An 18,454-nucleotide genomic window follows, 5' to 3' on the forward strand; every position below is an offset into this window, starting at 1 on the left:
CGCGATTGATGAAGTCATAATGTGGCCAGGTAGGTGAACGATTTCCGAGATACTGATAATTTCATATTCCGTTTCGGTAATGTGTGAATTCAGTAGTTGATGTAGTTGCTAGGGCCGAATTAATAAAAATTAACGATTGGGTTTATCTGCATATATGAGTGCTAGTATCCGGTCATCATGAATAAATGATTTTGGCTTTGGATTAGGTGAAGTGGTTAGCGCATGATCCTAAATTCAATGAATAATAAGTGCTAGCCATTGGGAGTAAGTGTGGATAATTTTGAGGGATTAACAGCGGTTGTAACTGGCTCGGCAAGTGGTATTGGTCGAGCCTTAGCGGTTAAGGCTGCAAGCGAAGGGATGAATGTCTGCATAGCAGATATGAATTCATCGGCGCTCGAAATATTGGCTGACGAGCTAAAAGCAAAGGGCGTAAATGTATATGCGCAGAAGTTAGATGTGTCCAGCTCAGAGTCAGTTAAGAGTTTTGCTGCCGAGTGTTTTTCTCGATTTAACACAGTGGAGTTGCTGTTTAATAATGCCGGAATTCTCAGTCTCGGATGCGCCTGGGAGCAAAGTGTAGAGGATTGGGAGCGTTTGCTATCAATAAACGTCATGGGCGTAGTGAATGGCATAAATGCATTTCTTCCCGCCATGGTCGAGGCGGAAAAAGCCGCTCATATTGTAAACACCGGCTCGGTCGGCTCATTGGTCGCTGCGGCCGGTATGGCGCAATACACTGCATCTAAAATGGCGGTTCGCGGTATTACAGAATGTTTGAGCGTTGAGCTGCAATTACAGCAAGCCCCAATAGGTGTGTCATTGCTGTGCCCGGGGCCTGTAGCGACTAATATTGCTGAAGGCGTTATAACTCGAGCGCTAGGTGATGATGCGAGCGCAGAAATGATTGCCGAGGCGAAAGCGGCGACAGTGGCGGGAGATCCAAATTTTATAACCCCTGATGTGTGTGCAGAGCTTGTATTTAGCGCGATTAGAGATAATAAATTTTGGATATTTACCCACCCTTTCAATAGATATTACAAGGGTTTGACAGACGCAGTTCTAAATGGGGAGAATCCTAGCTATAGCGATGTAGAATTCGACTAACAATAAAGCTGGGAATCGCGCCCGCAAAAGGAGCAGTGTGTCTAAATTCGTGAGTTCGTCAATCGGCAGGTGGGATGGTATCGACGAGTTTGTGCAGTCGGTTTCTTCGGGAAGCTTTACTGCTGCAGCTGAGAATCTTGGGGTGTCAAAGTCCTATGTCAGCAAGCAGGTGGGAAAGCTTGAAGATAGGTTGAACGCAAGATTACTTCAGCGTTCAACCAGGCAGCTGGCATTGACCGATGTGGGTGAAATTTTTTATCAAGAATGTCTCACGCTTTCGAGAAGGTTTGAAAATCTCGAATCAGTAATATCGGAAATGCAAAATAGTCCCAAGGGTATTCTTAAGGTGGCGATAAATTGCCGCTTTGGTGTTCAGTATATGGCTGGTGCGATTGCGTCATTTGCTCGTCTTCACCCCGATATGTCAATCACGGTGCATTCTAGTTTCAGAGACGTTGATCTAATTGCTGAGGGTTACGACCTAACTATACGTTACGGCGAACTAGAGGATTCCTCCTTGGTCGCTAGAAAGCTCGGTGGCTACACCATGAGTCTATACGCCTCTCCGGCTTACTGGGACGAACACGGGATGCCGTTGAATGTTGAAGATCTTCAGCACTACAACTCACTGTGTACCCCCGATCGAGTTTGGCATTTTAGTTCGTCTAGGGTGGTTAACAAAGTTCGGGTCACCGGCAACTGGATTAGTGAGGACGGTGCGGCGCTTAAGGCGGGTGCAGTTGCTGGAATAGGTATCGTTCAGCTGCCAGATTTTTTCGTTGTGAATGAGGTGGAGTCTGGTCAGCTTGTGCGACTGCCGCGACCGTGGAACTTTTATTGGCGTACTGCGTGGGCGGTTTATTCCGGAAACCAGCACTTGTCAGCGAAAATTCGATTTTTCATCGATTTCTTGTGTAAAAGTATGGCCGGTGAAGCATGGCTAGAGAATAAAAGTCTATTTCATCAGGTGTGATTTATAAATCGTGAGAGGTGAATCTATAGAACTATTTTGGTTGATTAATGTTTTCAAGAAGAACTAAGTGTAAAAAAATGTATATTATAAAAGGAGAATAGCGATGAGCATTGCAGGATCTTGGGACGTTATACTGAATACGCCAATGGGCAAGCAGAAAGGCAAGATGACAGTAACTCTAAATGGGGATGAAATAGTTGGCGAGATTCAGTCGCCAATGGGTAATATTCCTATGAAAGAGGGAAAGTTAGATGGTGATAAAGGAACGTGGCTCTGTGGCGTGACAAAACCAATTTCTATGAATCTTGAATTTGATGTTTTGTTTGAGGGTGACGCGTTTACTGGCACTGTAAAGGTGGGGCCAATGGGAAAAAATGTAGTCGAAGGGAAACGGGCATCGTAAGCCGTTCTAATTCGCTATTGCCGTTTCTCGGGTGGTTTCTTCAACCCCGGTTATGGATGGTCCGGCGAAGACCTCACGATGACTTACTCTAGACTTCAGTTAGTTGGGGCTTCGTCGGATATAAAAAGTTATACAGGTCTAGAAAGATATCTTCTAATATTCTCAAAACTTTGATCAGTAATTTCCAATTCTTGGCGTCATATGATATTCCTGTTTTATGGCGTGTACGGCTGAAGTGTCAGGGCATTTTCGGGGCAGGCGTCAATACATAGTTTGCACGCGTGGCAGGCTGATGGGTTGACGACAAATGCTTGCATTCCGCCGTGATTAAACGCCTTTATTTTCCCAATAATAGAAAGCTTGGCGCGTTGCTCTTTTGATATTTTGGAGACTTCAAATACGTCAAATGGGCACACCTGTACGCAATCATCCTTTCCTTCGCAGCGGTTCCTGTTGACCACCGGTGCTACTCTGCCTGATATGTCGCTACAAAGTTCCTTGTCTTTCATGCTTAGTATCTCGTTGTGAGTATTATTTTTATATCGTATTAGTATTAAAAATACAGATATATCTTTTATAAAATTATAATTTGGATCATAGAGCACAAGTGATAAGTTTTACAATGCTTCGCTTTATTTTTGGGTTTCGGCGGAAGTCTAACTCTTTGTGAAAGAGTAATCCGCTCATTAATTTGTGTGATTTCATTCATTGACCGTCGTGTGGATCCTATTGAGGTCCATTGTCCCTCGATTGTGAACAATGTAATTACGTTTAGATTCTTCTCGCACTTGTTTTGCTGAACTATAGTTTGCGGATGTTGGTGTTAATAGAGAATAAAAAATGGATCGTTATCTAATCGTATCTACAGATGGTCATGCAGGGCTCCCCATGGAGCGTTACAGGGATTATCTTGAATCAAAATATCATGCGGCTTTTGATGAGGCTCTGCCTATCCAGCGAGAAAAGACTCGCAGGGCCGAAGAGTTTCTGTTGTTAACAGATTTTAATGACAAGTGGCGTGAGCAAGTCGAAGACAACTTGTCCGGCGCATGGGACGGCGCGGTTCGCAATAAGGTTATTGATAAGGACGGTGTGGCTGCAGAAGTACTCTTTCCAGATGGAATAACGGAAATGAACGCACCTCCATTTGGTGCGGATCTAGGGCTTCGTCCATGGGGTGTCGATCCCGAATTGCAGTGGGCCGGTGCGCGGGCGCACAACCGCTGGATGGCGGAGTTCATGAAGGAAGATCCGATTCGCAGAATCGGTGTTGCGATAGTGTTGATGCTATACGATGTGGATGAGGCCTTAAATGAAATTAAATGGGCGCATAAAAATGGCTTTCGTGGAATTCTGATTCCGCCATTGATGGGAGACCGGGACGCCTACAACCACCCTAAGTATTACCCAATATGGGAATACTGTCAGGAATACGGAATTGTAGTTCACACTCATTCTGGCCCATCGCCTGATTATGACTACACTTTGCCAGGTGCTATTGGGGTGTTCGTTACTGAATTTGCGTGGTGGGCTGCGCGTCCGCTGTGGTTCATGATCTTTGGTGGTGTGTTTGAGCTTTTCCCACGACTGAAGTTTGCTTTAACGGAAGTTAGTGAGTTCTGGATACCGCATTTGATGGAGTTGATGGATGTTCGCGCGTCCGTTAAGCACACATCGGGCAAGTTGGGTGATTTCAGAAGTAATCTAACTATGGCGCCGAGCGAGTATTTTAAGCGGAATGTATGGGTTGGCGCGTCTGCCCTGTTTGATGAGGGGTCAACGGCTGTGCGGCATGAAATAGGCATAAACAATGTCATGTGGGGTACCGACTATCCCCATCCTGAAGGAAGCTGGCCAAACACGCACGACAAAATGGTTAAGTACTTGAAGGGGGTGCCTGAGGACGAGCTAACGCTAATGCTAAGTAAAAACGCTATCGAGTGTTACAACTTGGACGAGGCAGAGCTTAATAAAATTGCGGCGCGGGTTGGACCCTTAAAATCTGTTTTTGCGTAAATAATAGATAATAATTAGATGAGGATAGCAGCGTGACTGAGCGTTTTCCTATGCCTATGCCCTACGGTTGGTTTTGTGTAGGGTTTAGCAATGAGCTAGAGAAGAACGAAGTTAAAAATATCCATTATTTTGAACGCGATATGGTTCTTTTTAGAACCGCTTCGGGGAAGCTCGGCTTGACCAGTCCCGTTTGTCCTCATTTGGGTGCCCATCTCGGTCATGGCGGCACCGTGCAGGGGGAGTCAATTCGGTGTCCATTCCATCACTGGCATTATGATGCCGAGGGTGTGATTACCGAAATCCCCTATGCTTCGCGTATACCGCCTAAGTGGGAAGGAAAGCCCTGTCTAAAAACCTATCCGGTGTGTGAAAAGAATGGCGTTATTTGGGCTTGGTATCACCCCAATGAAACCAAGCCAGAGTACGACGTAATCGAATTGCCTGAGGCTCATGATCCGAGCTGGACGCATGAGCGTCGGTATTTTTGGGAGTTCAATTCTTGCCCTCAGGAAATCGCCGAGAACGGTGTAGATGTAGCGCATTTCCAATTTGTACACAAAATGGAAGCGGTACCACTCGGTAAAACCGAATATGACGGTCATATCCGACGTAGTTTGGTTACCGGGACTCATATGATTCCGGATGAGACCGGTGAAGTTAAAGAGGTAGAAATTAGCGTGAGCGTCGTCCAGAACGGCGCTGGCCAGAAGTGGACTCGGTTTACAGGGGTGGGTGACTACCTTGTACAGGTCCTTGTGACGCCGGTCGCTAGAGAGAAGGTTGAAGTTAGATTTGCGTACAGCTACCCAATACATGAAAAGGGGAGCTATCTAGACGCGGTAATGGAGTACTCGATAGCGACGACCAATGGCCAGCAAGGTCTAGAAGGCGATATTCCTATATGGCATAACAAATTTCATTTGGTGAATCCTGTGTTGTGTGATGGCGATGGTCCAATCATGAAATTCCGAAAGTATTTTTCACAGTTTTATAATTTCGAAGTAACGGACGCTGTGAAAATAGTTTGATTTTGATATTTTAGATGGCGAAAAAATTATTTATTTTTAACTATCAAATTATCGAGATAATAAGATATTAATAATTTGGCATAACCTGAGGCCACTTAAATTGGTTCTTTGCAATTATAGCTTTCGGTAAATACAAATAATTATTTTGGGAGTTCAATATGAACAGCATGTCGATCAGTAATTCAACGTCCACAATGCATAGCTTGGGATCACCTCGTGCAAATGAGTTGCTAGAAAAGGCGAGAGCTTTGCATCCGGTACTGAAAGAAAGAGCGGCCAAGTGTGCTGCAGATGCAAAGGTACCCGAAGAAACTATCGCTGATTTTAAAGAGGCGGGATTTTTCAAGATTCTTCAGTCTGAAGCCTACGGCGGATATGAAATGGATCCCCAGGTTTATTATTCCGTCGTCATTGAAATCGCGAAAGCGTGTATGTCGTCGGCTTGGGTATTGAGTGTTGTAGGTGTGCATAACTGGCAGCTTAATTTGTTCGATCCTGAAGCTGCAAAAGAGGTTTGGGGAGATGATCCGAGTGTGCTTATCTCGTCTTCCTATGCACCAGTTGGTTTGGTTTCGCGAGTGGAAGGCGGCTTCACATTGAGCGGTTGCTGGAGTTTTTCTAGCGGCTGTGAGCATTGTGACTGGGTTTATCTTGGCGCGGTCGCTCCGGGAGAAGACGGCTCTTGGGAGATAGAGAACTACAGAACATTTTTACTTCCGCGCAAAGACTACAAGATTATTAAAAACTGGGATGTGGTAGGTCTTAAGGGTACCGGGAGCCACGATATCGATGTGGATAATGTGTTTGTTCCTGAGCATAGAACGCATTTTATGTTTGGTGATGTTGGCTCGGATAAACATAAAAATAAGCGCCCTGTATACCAGTTGCCCTTTATGCAGGTCTTTTCTCGCGCTGTATGCACGGCCACATTGGGGGCGCTGGAAGCTGCGCTGGATGACTATATTCATGTCGCCAATAATCGCTTGGCGGGCCGTGTAATGATGAGAGATGACGCGGATTCAAAACGTATCGCCGCGCAAGTTAAATCAGAAATAGAAACTATGAAACTAATCATGATTTCTAATTTTGACGCTATGTTGGAGAGCGCTAGAACCGGTGTTGAAATCAGCATGGCTGATCGCGCACGGTTTCGTTATGAAAGTTCAATGGTGGCAGATCGCTGCATCGCATTGTCATCAAAAATGCTCAAAGCTTCTGGATCTGGCTCAATTCGTAATAAGAGTGCGTTGCTGGCAAAGCATCTAGATATGTTGGCTAGCCAAGCACACGTTGCAAACGTGTCGGATGCCTTCGAGATTAATCTAGGCGGCGTATTGTTTGGCCATGAAACCACTGAGCTGGGGCTTTAAGTTAGTAGATAGGCAGCATGGTATTTGGTTCAACGCTGTATAAATGCAAAAAAATCACGAAGGATGAATGACAATGACAATGAATGGTGTTCTGCCAGATGAAAATTATGCGATCTGCCCCAACGGCTACCGTATTCATTATATCGATAAAGGTGACGGTCCAGTCATTGTGTTTCTTCATGGCTCCGGGCCGGGTGCAAGCGGTCACAGTAATTTTAAGCAAAATTATCAATTTATCGCTGAGCAGGGGTATCGTTGCATTGTTCCCGATCTAATCGGCTTTGGCTTTTCGGATAAGCCCGACGATGTCGATCATCCGCTAAGCTTCTTCGTAGAGTGCGTTAAGCAAACACTGGATTTAGCTGGTGTGAGTGAATGCATTGTGGTGGGTAATTCCCTGGGGGGTGCCGTTGCGATTGGACTTGCCCTAGAGCATCCAAAGCTTGTTAAAAAGTTGGTTCTGCTGGCGCCGGGTGGCATGAGTCAAACCGAAGAATACTTCACCATGCCAGGCATGCAGAAAATGTTCGAGGTCTACGGCTCTGGTGATGATATTACTCCGGAGATTATGAAAGAACTGTTTTCCTTCGGTTTAATGTACGACCCGAAATATGCGACAGATCAGTTAGTTGCAGAGCGATTCCAAATTATGGGGCTCATGAATGGCCACGTAATGATCACTATGCAAATACCCTATTTGGCAGAACGTCTTAGTGAGCTGAGCTGTCCGGTATTGGCCTTTTGGGGCGCTAATGAGCGAATGATGCCAGATAGCGGAATCATGGCACTTAAGAATAACTGTTCGAATCTAGAGTTGATAATTCTATCTGAGTGCGGTCACTGGGTTATGGTCGAGCATGAGGCTCTTTTTAATAGTGAATGTTTAAAATTTTTCGCGGCATAGAAGGTAGCGTCATTATGAATATCCGCAGTTTAGGTTATGCGTTTATCGAGTCTAAAGACCCAAGCGAATGGCGAGTATTTGGCACTGAAGTACTTGGGATGATGGAGGTTCCAGGAGTCGGTGACGAGAATGTGTTTCTCAAAATAGATGAGCGGCCATTTCGATTTGCGATTGTTCCCGGTGCGGAGAACCGTCTTAAGTTGCTGGGCTTAGAGCTGTATGACGAGAATGATTTTGTTAAAGCGATCCAAGAGTTAGAAGCTAGCGGAACTAGCTATACGCGCGGTAGTCGAGCTGATTTGAAAATGCGAGGTGTGCTTGATTTAGTGCGTTTTAATGATCCAGCGGGCAATACCTTAGAGTTGTATCACGGCGCGGATCTCGATTATGCCAAGTTCATTTCACCTTTAGGTATATCAGGGTTTGAAACGGGTGATTTTGGCTCGTCGGGTTTCGGGCATGCTGTTCTGCCCGCAGAAAACTTAGATGAAACACATACCTTTTATAAGAATGTACTGGGATTTGGAGACTCAGATTATATGCACTTCAAGTTTAGCGATGACCCGGATGAGCCGGGCTTGGCATTGAAGTTTATGCATGTGAACAATCCGCGCCATCACTCGGTTGCGTTATTTGGCGGCGAGAGCCTCGCTGGCTGTATTCACTTGATGCTTGAAGTTAAAACGATTGATGAAGTGGGGGAGTGTTTACAGCGCGTTATCGAGCGCGAGATACCTATCACCTCAACATTAGGTCGGCATACCAATGATAATATGTTGTCTTTTTATATGATGACGCCGGGTGATTTTCCACTTGAGTTTGGCTGCGAAGGGCTGCAAATGGACTGGGATAATTACACGCCAACGAAAACCACCTTACCAAGTCATTGGGGCCACAAGTTCGCGCTGTAATTAGCAAGGAGATTGGATATTCCGGAAGCGGTTCTTCAAATCAGATAGAAAAATAATATGGTGGATTAAATGCAGGAATTTTCAGGAAAAACGATAGTCGTCACCGGCGGAGCAAGCGGAGTTGGCTTTGCACTTTGCAATCGGTTTGGCAAAGAAGGTATGAATGTCGTAGTAGCAGACATTGAGCAAAAGGCTTTAGATAAGGCGGTCGACACACTTAAGTCATCTGGGATAAATGCGATTGGCGTTGTGACAGATGTAACAAGTGCCGCTTCAGTTGAGAATTTAGCTGCCAAGGCGTATGGAAGCTTCGGTAATGTGCATGTTCTATGTAATAACGCGGGTGTGGGCGTTAAGGAAGCGGACCGGAAAATATGGGCGCTCTCTGCAAATGACTGGAACTGGGGGTACTCAGTGAATGTTATGGGGATAGCCAATGGTATTCGGGCTTTTGTTCCAAAAATGCTCGCCGCAGGCCTTGAGGGCCATATTATCAATACGACCTCTTTCAATGGTGGTTGTATCGCATTTCCTACAACGCCTATTTACGCATCCTCTAAGGCGGCGGTGACCAGCCTAACCGAAGTTTTATACGCTCAGCTAAGCAAGGAGTCTTCTAAACTCAAGGTGCATTTGCTTTTCCCTGGGCCGCATATGGTTAACACGCAGATTTTGGCATCGCAACGTAATCGTCAAGCTGAGTTTCAGGATGACGTCAAGGTTGATGATTACATGACAATGGAGGACCTTAAGAAATCTGCTCTTGGGGCCAACGTTGAGTTCCAGCTTACAGAGCCGGTCGAGGTAGCTGATGCGTGCTTTGACGGCGTTTGTAATAATAATTTTTGGATCAGACCGTATCTGGATAGTCATCAAGCCATGATTACGGCGCGCTGTGATAGCGTTCTTACAAATAGTAATCCTGCTGTCATGTAGGATGAATACAGTGGAATTTAAGGGGCAATCTTGCCCTTAAATTCCACGTTTTCGGTATTCGCTACACCAAAATATAACAATAAATTGTTGCACGGCATTTATATAAATACACTGTTAGATAACTAGCGCAGACCTGTACCTGGTAGCCTATTTGGGCGCCTTACATAACTGATCTCTTCTTGATGTGCCTATGAGGAACGTGTTGTTGATTAGTCTCGCAAGATTCCACGCCACATTGCTATACCCCTTGTTTGCGTTAGTTTTTGCTACTAATACTTATGCAGAGAAGACCGAGCGGCCTAACTTTATTGTCATTGTCGCTGATGATATGGGGTGGTCCGATATTGGTGCATTTGGTAGTGAAATTAGAACACCGACGTTAGATTCGCTTGCCGAGCAAGGTGTAACAATGACTAACTTCTATGTTGCTCCAACATGCTCGCCAACGCGCTCAATGCTGATGACGGGAGTAGATAGCCACCTCGCAGGGCTGGGCACAATGGAGGGTGTTCAGGCTGAAAATCAAACCCATTCAGATGCCTATTCAGGTCAGCTGCGCGATGACGTTGTCACTGTCGCAGAAGCTCTTAAGGCGTCAGGCTACGCTACGCTGATGAGCGGTAAATGGCACTTGGCCAAGGATGCCAGTCAATATCCTAGTAATCGAGGTTTTGACCGTTCGTTTACTTTGATTGAAGGTGGCGCTAGCCATTTTAGTGACGCGGCTCCGCTGTACCGTACAGAGAAGGCGACATATCTTGCAGATGGCGTAGTCACCGTCTTGCCAGACGACTTTTATTCCTCGAAGGCCTACACCGATAAAATGTTGGGCTACCTGAATTCACTGGATTCAGAAACGCCATTTTTCGCCTACGTTGCCTACACCGCTCCCCATGACCCATTGCAGGTGCCTGATTCTTGGCTTGATAAATATTCTGGTGTCTACGAGCAGGGCCCGGAATCGCTTCGGGCACAACGTGCTCAAGCTCTGTTAGATCGAGGTTTTATCCCGGAAGGTACTGAATTGTGGGCGCCACCAACATTTCCGAAATTTTTGCCTGCGTATGTTAAGCCGTGGTCAATGATGGATGATGTGGCGCATAAATCGGCAAGTAGGCCGATGGAGATATACGCGGCAATGGTCGAGTATATGGATGACCAAATTCATCGGCTGATCGACGAGCTAGAGCGTACTGGTCATTTAGAAAATACCTATATCGTCTTTCTTTCTGACAATGGTGCCAATGGCGCGACACCTTTGTCGTACCCAGGAAGTACGCGGGAATGGTTTTTAAATGAGTACAAACAGGGTGTAGAAAATCAGGGGCGCCGTGGTTCTCACACTTATATGGGCCGCGATTGGGCGTCAGTGTCGGCGTCGCCGTTTAAATTGTATAAAGGCGCAATTGCCGAGGGAGGAATACGCGCTCCCTTGATTGTGACCGGTCCCTTAGTTGAAAAGAATAAAATATCAAAGCAGGTCTCGCACATAACGGATCTCACTGCGACACTGTATGCATTAGCGGGTATTAATACTTCGTCAAATATTTTGTTCAAAGATAAAATTCGGCCCGAAGGACAATCACTATTTGAAAACTGGAAGGACATTAGCAACGAAAAAAGCCGCACGTTTGCCACAGAGCTTTTCGGACATAGATCCGTAGTGTCGGATCGTTGGAAAGCGACAAATATGAGGCCTCCGTTGGGGAGCGGTAAATGGGAGCTTTATGATCTGAGTGAGGATCCGAGCGAAGTAAACAACCTTGCTGAAGTATACCCGGATAAACTCACTGAGTTAGTTGCGTATTACGATAACTATAAAAAAAGAGTTGGTGTGATCTTGCCTGACCCGCCAATCTCGGTGTCTCTCGGAGACTTATTTACTACAGAATGTAATTGGTACTGCCAGATAATAGTCAGTGTTGTCGATTTTACAATTGATCTATGGGTGAGCCTATTCGTTAGTGATGAGTGAAAATATGAGCATGGACGATGGTGATAAAATAATAATAGAGACTACCACTCTAGCTAAAGACGATCATAAAGATATTGACGTTGCTGAGATAGTTGCAGATTCACTGGCGGCCGAGGGAGCAGCACGACAGCGCCACACAACATTATATTCAATACTTAGGCGTATATTTTCACCTACTGTTGTGGGGCAAGAAAATATACCCCCCACACCGGTACTGCTCGTTGGTAATCATGCGCTTCTCGCGCTCGACGTACCGTTGATTCAATCGACATTTCTGCATGAATCTGGTCGCTTGGTTCGCGCAATGGGTGATCGGGTTTTGTTTGGCAATCCGACGGTGAGAAAAGCGATGATAAGCCAAGGTGGAATATTGGGGCATCCTGAGATTTGCGCCAAGATGATGGAGGCTGGGAAAGATCTCCTAGTTTTTCCAGGTGGATCATATGAAGTGAATAAGCCTGCTAATCAGCGCTACCAGCTTAAATGGAAAGAGCGGTATGGCTTTGTAAAGCTAGCTGCAATGCATGGCTACACCATACTTCCCTTTGCAACGATCGGCCCTGATGAATTTTACGGCCGCTATATGGAAAGCGCACAGTGGTATAACTCAGCTTTGGGAAAACTACTTATCAGGCTTGGCGTGCTGAGCGGAGATGGGCGTACTGATTTGCTGCCGCCTATTCCTAAGGGCGTGTGGGGTACATTAATTCCTAAGCCCGAGCGCTTTTATATGAGTATTGGAAAACCGATTTATCTGCGTGAGTATAAAGGACAAACTCTTGCGCAAAATCAACTTGAGGCAATACGCAACGAGACATCTGCAAGCATAGAAACGCAAATTCGAGACTTGCTATTAGCTAGAGCACAAAATGCAGAGCAAGAGGGTTGGTTGAGGCGTCTACTTATACGGTAAACGTGGAGTTCTTTCTGATGATGGCCAGTTTTCTCAGTATGGATGCGCGTCTGATAGCTATGCAACGTTTGGTCGTCTGACCACGACAATGACCATGCCTATGATAATCATGAAGACAGAGTAAAGCGCTGAAGGAATTGCGATGCTCATATTATTTAAAATAGTAGCTGCAATCATAAACGCCATAGCGCCATTCTGTATTCCGACTTCAATAAGCATGGTGGTGATTTCTTGCTCCTGGAGGCGGGCGATTTTCCCGCTGAGAAAGCCAGCTGTATTACTCAATACGAGTAGTAATGCGACTGCGGTGCCGGCTACATTTACAGAGGATTTTATATTCTCCCATTGATCTATCCAGGTTAGTACCACCAGCAATATAAAGAACAGGGCGGTGATAAGTACCATCTTGGACTCAAGGTGAGATACCACATCAGGATACTTGTTCCGCAGTACCATGCCAATAACAAGGGGAAGTGCGGTAAGAGCAGAAATCTGAAGAATAATATTTAAAAATGAGAGTTCGAACGATTCAAGCTCGCCGCCTATAAGACGTGCGAAAGCTCCCATGATCAGTGGGATGATGAAAACGCTAGTAAGACTGGTAATTGCCGTTAAACCTATCGATAGCGCGGTATCACCTTTAGCTAGCCGCGTTAGCATATTCGAGGTGATACCGCCTGGGCAGGAGGCGATTAATACAAGGCCAAGACCTAGCGATGGGGAGAGGTCAATCGCCAAACTTATGGCGATAGCGAGTAGAGGCAAAAAAAGTAGCTGGACTAGCAATATAACGAATACCGCCTTGGGGCGATTTAAGAGCTCCTTGAAGTCATTTACTGTTAGACCTAGCCCCATACTCAGCATGATTAAGAAAAGACCGAGTGGAATTAAAGATTGAATGAGCATTGGATTGGATCTTTTCTCTGATTGGAATTTGAGTTTAGAACTATATTTGTACTGAGCGATTGAGTGGTTATTGTAAACACATAAATTACGATATACGACTTACTGGATTGCTTATTAAAAATTACACTTCCTTAATGATAATAAGGATTATAGCTCGTCATGCAGAGTATGTGTAGTAAGGGTCGTTTGTAAGCTGAGTTATTAGTAGCTTAATTATCCTTTGATAAAAGCTCCTTATAATCATAAGTGCAATGTTGCAATGATACAGATTCGAATATCTCTAAAAATATAATAAATGGCGTATTTTTAATACCATAAATATATGCCCATTCTAAGTGGGAGAAATGATGAATAATAAAGCCCTGTTAGCTGGTCTTGCTGTAAATATGGCATTTTCCGGCCTTACTTTTGCAGAAACCTCAAAGAAAGGAATGCAGATAGAAGAGGTGGTGGTTACGGCTCGTAAAAGAGACGAAAGCCTGCAAGAGGTCCCCGTCGCCGTTACCGCTGTTTCAACTGCCGAAATGGCAGCAAACAATATATCAACCATTGCTGATTTGGCAAAAATTGCGCCTAGTTTGGACCAGCGAGAGGGCCGGAAGCAGGGCGCATTCTCAATCCGTGGGGTTGGTCAGACGCGCATTAACGAAGTGCAGGCCGATCCAGGTGTTGCGGTATACATGGATGGTGTATTCCTCGCGCGAAATGACAGTCAGCTAATTGACACGCTCGCATTGGAAAGTGTTCAAGTTCTTCGGGGGCCGCAGGGCACCTTGTTCGGTAAGAATAGCGTCGGTGGCGCTATATTGGTAACCACAAAAAATCCCTCCGACGAATTTGCGGTAAATATTAATACTAAAATTGATGATATGGGGCAGCGCGATTTTAAGGTTGCGTTCGATATCCCATTAATTGAAGGTAAGCTGTTTTCCAAGCTGACCTTGGGCTCGGTTAAGTCTGACGGTTATGCCGAAGATATTGATACCGGCGCTGGTATGGGTGATGACGATAGGCTTTTGGCTGCTCTGCAAGTGCTGTGGGATATCAATGATGATATGTCATTGAGAACCATCGCTTACGTTAACAAGCAAGACGAAAACATGCCGCCGCATTATTGTCAGCAAGTTACCCTTGAGGGCTCCTTGAGCTACGCCCGTGCGCCGGGTCGTTCAGAGAACTATAACGAAGCGTGTACCGAAGCTGAAAAATTAATTGGAACAGGTAAGGTATCAACTGAAAACTACGGCGGTGAATTCACCTCGACTGATGCACTGTTTGGTGCAACGTATACCTGGAATACCCCCGTCGGTACGCTCAAGAGCATCACCTCGTATGTGCTGAAAGGTGATAATTACAGTGATTTTGATTTCGATGCTACCGATTTATTGGCGATCAGAAACACCACACACGTAAGGGATCAATTGCGTCGACAGGGTGTTTTTGACGAAGATGGCAGCCGTTATACATTAGGCGAGGAGTTGCAGTTTTCGGGTAGCGCCTTACAAGATAAATTGTCTTACACCGTCGGGCTATTCGGATCTTGGGAGTCTTTGGATAAGCAGCTTGAGGGGCAGGCGTCAACTAAAGAAGGGTGGATTGGATTTGAAAGCCTACCTGGGCTGCCGTCTGCCAATATGATTTGTGAGCTTGCAGGAATTCCCGCCTTGGAATGTCTTTTTGTAAGAGGAGTGCATAACTCATCGATTACCTCTTATGACAATACTTCTTATGCGGTGTTTTCTCAGGCAGCTTACGACATAACACCCTCACTCCAGTTAACCGCCGGCCTTCGTTATTCGTATGAGCAGCGGAAAATAAGCACTACCAAGATTGATGCGGCGACGGTACCGCCAATAGCAGGTTTGCCGATCCCATTGCCCGTTACGATAATGACAGCGGCTCAGTTCGATATGTTAGAGGGCTCTGAGATCCCGCTCTCCCTCGGTGCTAATCGGCGCGAGGAGGTGGACTTCGAACGCCTATCTCCGATGGCAAGTTTGTCTTGGGATATGTCAGAGAGCTTTAGCTTTGACAACGTAGATGCCTTGTTGGGCTACGTCACCGCAAGTGAAGGTTTTAAATCGGGTGGATTTAATGTTCTTCAATCCGGTATTGGTCACTACGATCCTGAGTATGTTATTAGTAAAGAGATTGGCGTGAAACTAGACGCCTTTGATCGACGCTTGCGCTTCAATACTGCTATATACAGGTCAGACTATAAAGATATACAGGTTGTTGTTGCTGATATTCCCGCTTTAGGGGCTCCCGAAATTAGTACTAATAATGCAGGCCTGGCCTTGATGCAGGGTATCGAGTTTGAGCTAACGTGGTTATTTAGTGAAAGCTTTATGATAAAGGCCTCTGGTAACTATATTGATGCCGAGTTTAAGGAGTTTGATGACAAAGCTACTGATCCAATAACGGGCTCGGTGGTTACGGTAGATAGAAGCTCGGAGCCGTTTCCCTTCATTCCTAAATATGTTTACAACATATCGGCTAGATACTCGTTGTTGACTACTGATTTCGGTGAGTTCGATTTTGTATTAAGTCGTAATACCAGAGATGATCAATTCATCGGCGGGGACGCGATGGCGGGGCGCGCAGAATTTAGAGATGATGCTACTATAAAAGGATTTAGTACTTGGTCCTCCCGTATTTCTTGGACTCCAAGTGATGACAGTAAATTGGTCATCTCGCTTTATGGCAATAACCTTACTGACAAGGAGTATATTGCTACTGGAAGCGCGGTCTATTCAGGGTTTGGTTCTAACTCAATAACAGTGGGTAGAGAACGGAATATCGGTTTAGAGCTAAGTTACGAGTTCAACTAATATAGGTATCGATTAAGTAGACTTTTCGACTTTGTCAAAAGTCTACTTTCGCCGTTAAATAGCCTATTTTATAACTTTTTATTCCACCAAAATTAACTTGTTTTTAGATCAAATACATATCATAAGAAGAGAAATTTTATGATCTTTACCCGTGTATTAGCGTTCGTATTTGTCACTTATGCTGTTGTTGGGTGTAGCCCGGTAGATGACCCTACCTTGTATCTGGCCTTCGACGCGGACAACGCAATTAAGCCACGGGAAATGCCTCTCATACCGAAAAACCCTCAGCGAAATTTACTTTGGGGTGATACTCACATCCATACAAGTCTATCAACCGACGCCCATGTTATGGGAGTTAGGGCCCTGCCTGATGACGCTTATGTCTATGCGAGAGGAGGTGAGATTGAACACGGCGCGGGGTATGGAATTCATCTTAGAAAACCTTTGGATTTTGCGGCGGTAACTGATCACTCAGAGTATTTGGGAGTAATGCGTGAAATAGACCCAGAGCTGCCACTATCGTCGCGATCACTTCGCCAAAGATTAATAGAAGACAGTCCGCTACGTACTACCATTGCATGGATACGTACAATGGTAATTTTCAATCCGCGTTTAGGAGAGATAAAAGACAGTGACAAAATGTCGGCAACCGCGTGGAAATCAATTATCGAGAGCGCTGAAAGAAATTATCAGCCTGGTCGTTTTACAACGTTTATAGGCTACGAATGGTCCTCTATGCCTGAAAAGAATAACTTGCATAGAGTTGTACTTTATAAAGGAAGTAGTGCCCCGGATATTCCGTTTAGCTCGCTAGATTCGCAGGATCCGCGAGACCTTTGGACGCAGCTTGAAAAGCAGCGCGCGGAAGGCATGGATAATATTGCTATTCCACACAACGGAAATGTCAGTGGTGGCTTGATGTATGGCCCCAATGCATTTGATGGTACGCCTATAGATAGTGATTATGCTGAAAGACGTATGCGCAATGAGCCGGTCAGTGAAATATTCCAGGTCAAAGGGCAATCTGAAACCCATCCAGAACTGTCACCTGAAGATGGCTTTGCCGACTTTGAAATATTTGACACTATCCTATCCGGCAAAATCAGGTACGCAGAGCCAAAGGGCGGATACGCTCGTGATGCCTTGAGGTTGGGTATTGAGATGTCCCACAATGAGGGATTCAATCCATATCGCTTTGGTGTTATTGGCAGTACCGATACTCACAATGCGGCGTCACCGGTTGAAGAAGATAATTATTTTGGAAAACTTCCGCTATTTGATGGCAGTGCTGGCATAAGAATGGGTGAGAACGTTATTTTACCGGAAGACTATCAGCTTGCTCGACGCTGGGGAGCGTCAGGTCTTGCCGCCGTATGGGCCGAAGAGAATACTCGGGAATCTATTTTTGATGCTATCCGCCGCAAGGAGAGTTACGCTACCTCGGGCCCTAGGATCACAGTAAGATTCTTTGGTGGCTGGAATTATCCAGAGGATATATTACAAGCCAGCGATCCTATTGATGTCGCGGAGAAAACCGGCGTACCTATGGGCGGAAGTTTACCAAAGACAATGTCTGCAAAAGAAGGAGCGCCGACATTTGTCGTGTGGGCACTTAAAGATCCAGATAGCGCGAACCTTGATCGTATTCAAATTATTAAGGGCTGGGTCGATGAGAGTGGTAAGTCACAAGAGAAAATATACGATGTTGCCTTGTCAGATAGTCGTAAGCCAAACCCGAAAACCGGGCAGGTGCCAGATGTGGGGAATACGGTAAACATTGAAGAGGCAACTTACGAAAATAGTATTGGTGATGTTCAGTTGTCGTCGCTGTGGACTGATCCAGACTTTAGCCCAGATAGCACTGCGTTTTACTACGCTAGAGTGATTGAGATTCCTACCCCCAGATGGACGACCTACGATTCTGCGAAACTTGGTATCGCCGCACCTGAACCTACTACGATTCAAGAGCGCGCCGTAACGTCCGCTATTTGGTATGAACCGCAGAGAGATTCCGAGAAACTATGATGTCACGTCGCGGGATTCTACTGCGACTGTGGTAACTATCTTTATAAGTGAGAATTTATATAGTGCCTGATAATAACTTCGGTTCGACTTTGGTTACGTCAGAAGGTAAGTAGACGCAAAAATTATTTGCGATTTATTCCTGGGAGCTAAAAATCT

The 18,454-nt window shown here is 45.4% G+C and carries 15 protein-coding genes; 13 read left to right on the forward strand and 2 right to left on the reverse strand.

What is annotated here, in order from left to right; genetic code table 11:
- Nucleotides 1-270: 270 nt before the first annotated feature.
- From KXJ70_RS11010 to KXJ70_RS11020, 3 genes are all read left to right on the forward strand, one after another.
- Complete coding sequence (locus KXJ70_RS11010) at nucleotides 271-1,107, forward strand: SDR family NAD(P)-dependent oxidoreductase (protein ID WP_219043552.1); 837 nt, start codon at nucleotides 271-273, stop codon at nucleotides 1,105-1,107.
- Nucleotides 1,108-1,144: 37 nt separating this feature from the next.
- Nucleotides 1,145-2,080 carry a LysR family transcriptional regulator gene (locus KXJ70_RS11015; RefSeq protein WP_219043553.1) on the forward strand — a complete coding sequence of 312 codons (936 nt, stop codon included), beginning with the start codon at nucleotides 1,145-1,147 and terminating at the stop codon, nucleotides 2,078-2,080.
- 103 nt (nucleotides 2,081-2,183) lie between these two features.
- On the forward strand, nucleotides 2,184-2,483 hold the full coding sequence (locus tag KXJ70_RS11020) for a hypothetical protein (RefSeq protein ID WP_219043554.1): 300 nt from the start codon (nucleotides 2,184-2,186) through the stop codon (nucleotides 2,481-2,483).
- A 215-nt stretch (nucleotides 2,484-2,698) separates the two neighbouring features.
- Here the strand turns inward: KXJ70_RS11020 and KXJ70_RS11025 are convergent, their stop codons facing one another.
- The gene (locus KXJ70_RS11025; RefSeq protein WP_219043555.1) at nucleotides 2,699-2,992 is read right to left on the reverse strand and encodes a 4Fe-4S dicluster domain-containing protein; all 294 of its coding nucleotides are present in this window, start codon (nucleotides 2,990-2,992) and stop codon (nucleotides 2,699-2,701) included.
- 331 nt (nucleotides 2,993-3,323) lie between these two features.
- Between KXJ70_RS11025 and KXJ70_RS11030 the strand changes: the two genes are divergently transcribed.
- The 8 genes from KXJ70_RS11030 to KXJ70_RS11065 all read left to right on the forward strand — a co-directional run bounded on the left by KXJ70_RS11030 (nucleotide 3,324) and on the right by KXJ70_RS11065 (nucleotide 12,536).
- The gene (locus tag KXJ70_RS11030; protein ID WP_219043556.1) at nucleotides 3,324-4,499 is read left to right on the forward strand and encodes an amidohydrolase family protein; all 1,176 of its coding nucleotides are present in this window, start codon (nucleotides 3,324-3,326) and stop codon (nucleotides 4,497-4,499) included.
- A 32-nt stretch (nucleotides 4,500-4,531) separates the two neighbouring features.
- Nucleotides 4,532-5,527, forward strand: a complete 996-nt coding sequence (locus KXJ70_RS11035) for a Rieske 2Fe-2S domain-containing protein (RefSeq protein ID WP_219043557.1) — start codon at nucleotides 4,532-4,534, stop codon at nucleotides 5,525-5,527.
- Nucleotides 5,528-5,685: 158 nt separating this feature from the next.
- Entirely contained in the window at nucleotides 5,686-6,897 is a 1,212-nt protein-coding gene (locus KXJ70_RS11040) for an acyl-CoA dehydrogenase family protein (RefSeq protein ID WP_255558405.1), read from the forward strand.
- 73 nt (nucleotides 6,898-6,970) lie between these two features.
- On the forward strand, nucleotides 6,971-7,801 hold the full coding sequence (locus tag KXJ70_RS11045) for an alpha/beta fold hydrolase (RefSeq protein ID WP_219043558.1): 831 nt from the start codon (nucleotides 6,971-6,973) through the stop codon (nucleotides 7,799-7,801).
- Nucleotides 7,777-8,712, forward strand: a complete 936-nt coding sequence (locus KXJ70_RS11050) for a VOC family protein (RefSeq protein WP_219043559.1) — start codon at nucleotides 7,777-7,779, stop codon at nucleotides 8,710-8,712. The genes KXJ70_RS11045 and KXJ70_RS11050 overlap by 25 nt, the downstream gene beginning before the upstream one ends.
- Nucleotides 8,713-8,781: 69 nt before the next feature.
- On the forward strand, nucleotides 8,782-9,648 hold the full coding sequence (locus KXJ70_RS11055; protein WP_219043560.1) for an SDR family NAD(P)-dependent oxidoreductase: 867 nt from the start codon (nucleotides 8,782-8,784) through the stop codon (nucleotides 9,646-9,648).
- A gap of 205 nt (nucleotides 9,649-9,853) precedes the next feature.
- Nucleotides 9,854-11,623, forward strand: coding sequence for an arylsulfatase (locus KXJ70_RS11060; protein WP_219043561.1), 1,770 nt, complete (start codon nucleotides 9,854-9,856; stop codon nucleotides 11,621-11,623).
- Between the two features lie 4 nt (nucleotides 11,624-11,627).
- Nucleotides 11,628-12,536, forward strand: coding sequence for a lysophospholipid acyltransferase family protein (locus KXJ70_RS11065; RefSeq protein ID WP_219043562.1), 909 nt, complete (start codon nucleotides 11,628-11,630; stop codon nucleotides 12,534-12,536).
- 57 nt (nucleotides 12,537-12,593) lie between these two features.
- On the opposite strand, the gene KXJ70_RS11070 is transcribed toward KXJ70_RS11065, so the two are convergent.
- A complete protein-coding gene (locus tag KXJ70_RS11070) occupies nucleotides 12,594-13,442 on the reverse strand; it encodes a bile acid:sodium symporter family protein (protein ID WP_219043563.1) in 849 nt (282 codons plus the stop codon).
- Between the two features lie 347 nt (nucleotides 13,443-13,789).
- On the opposite strand from KXJ70_RS11070, the gene KXJ70_RS11075 reads away from it, so the two are divergent.
- Together KXJ70_RS11075 and KXJ70_RS11080 are read left to right on the forward strand one after the other, a co-directional pair.
- A complete protein-coding gene (locus tag KXJ70_RS11075) occupies nucleotides 13,790-16,273 on the forward strand; it encodes a TonB-dependent receptor (RefSeq protein WP_219043564.1) in 2,484 nt (827 codons plus the stop codon).
- Nucleotides 16,274-16,411: 138 nt separating this feature from the next.
- Complete coding sequence (locus tag KXJ70_RS11080) at nucleotides 16,412-18,298, forward strand: DUF3604 domain-containing protein (protein WP_219043565.1); 1,887 nt, start codon at nucleotides 16,412-16,414, stop codon at nucleotides 18,296-18,298.
- The last annotated feature ends 156 nt before the right edge of the window (nucleotides 18,299-18,454 follow it).

Origin of the sequence: Zhongshania aquimaris, assembly GCF_019312595.1 — a bacterium.
GTDB lineage: Bacteria > Pseudomonadota > Gammaproteobacteria > Pseudomonadales > Spongiibacteraceae > Spongiibacter > Spongiibacter aquimaris.

Bases quoted from the DNA above. Each gene is read 5' to 3' on its own strand.
- KXJ70_RS11020 (WP_219043554.1), top strand. From the start codon at position 2,184: ATGAGCATTGCAGGATCTTGGGACGTTATACTGAATACGCCAATGGGC.
- KXJ70_RS11025 (WP_219043555.1), bottom strand. From the start codon at position 2,992: ATGAAAGACAAGGAACTTTGTAGCGACATATCAGGCAGAGTAGCACCG.
- KXJ70_RS11030 (WP_219043556.1), top strand. From the start codon at position 3,324: ATGGATCGTTATCTAATCGTATCTACAGATGGTCATGCAGGGCTCCCC.
- KXJ70_RS11040 (WP_255558405.1), top strand. From the start codon at position 5,686: ATGAACAGCATGTCGATCAGTAATTCAACGTCCACAATGCATAGCTTG.
- KXJ70_RS11045 (WP_219043558.1), top strand. From the start codon at position 6,971: ATGACAATGAATGGTGTTCTGCCAGATGAAAATTATGCGATCTGCCCC.
- KXJ70_RS11050 (WP_219043559.1), top strand. From the start codon at position 7,777: ATGTTTAAAATTTTTCGCGGCATAGAAGGTAGCGTCATTATGAATATC.
- KXJ70_RS11055 (WP_219043560.1), top strand. From the start codon at position 8,782: ATGCAGGAATTTTCAGGAAAAACGATAGTCGTCACCGGCGGAGCAAGC.
- KXJ70_RS11065 (WP_219043562.1), top strand. From the start codon at position 11,628: ATGAGCATGGACGATGGTGATAAAATAATAATAGAGACTACCACTCTA.
- KXJ70_RS11070 (WP_219043563.1), bottom strand. From the start codon at position 13,442: ATGCTCATTCAATCTTTAATTCCACTCGGTCTTTTCTTAATCATGCTG.
- KXJ70_RS11075 (WP_219043564.1), top strand. From the start codon at position 13,790: ATGAATAATAAAGCCCTGTTAGCTGGTCTTGCTGTAAATATGGCATTT.
- KXJ70_RS11080 (WP_219043565.1), top strand. From the start codon at position 16,412: ATGATCTTTACCCGTGTATTAGCGTTCGTATTTGTCACTTATGCTGTT.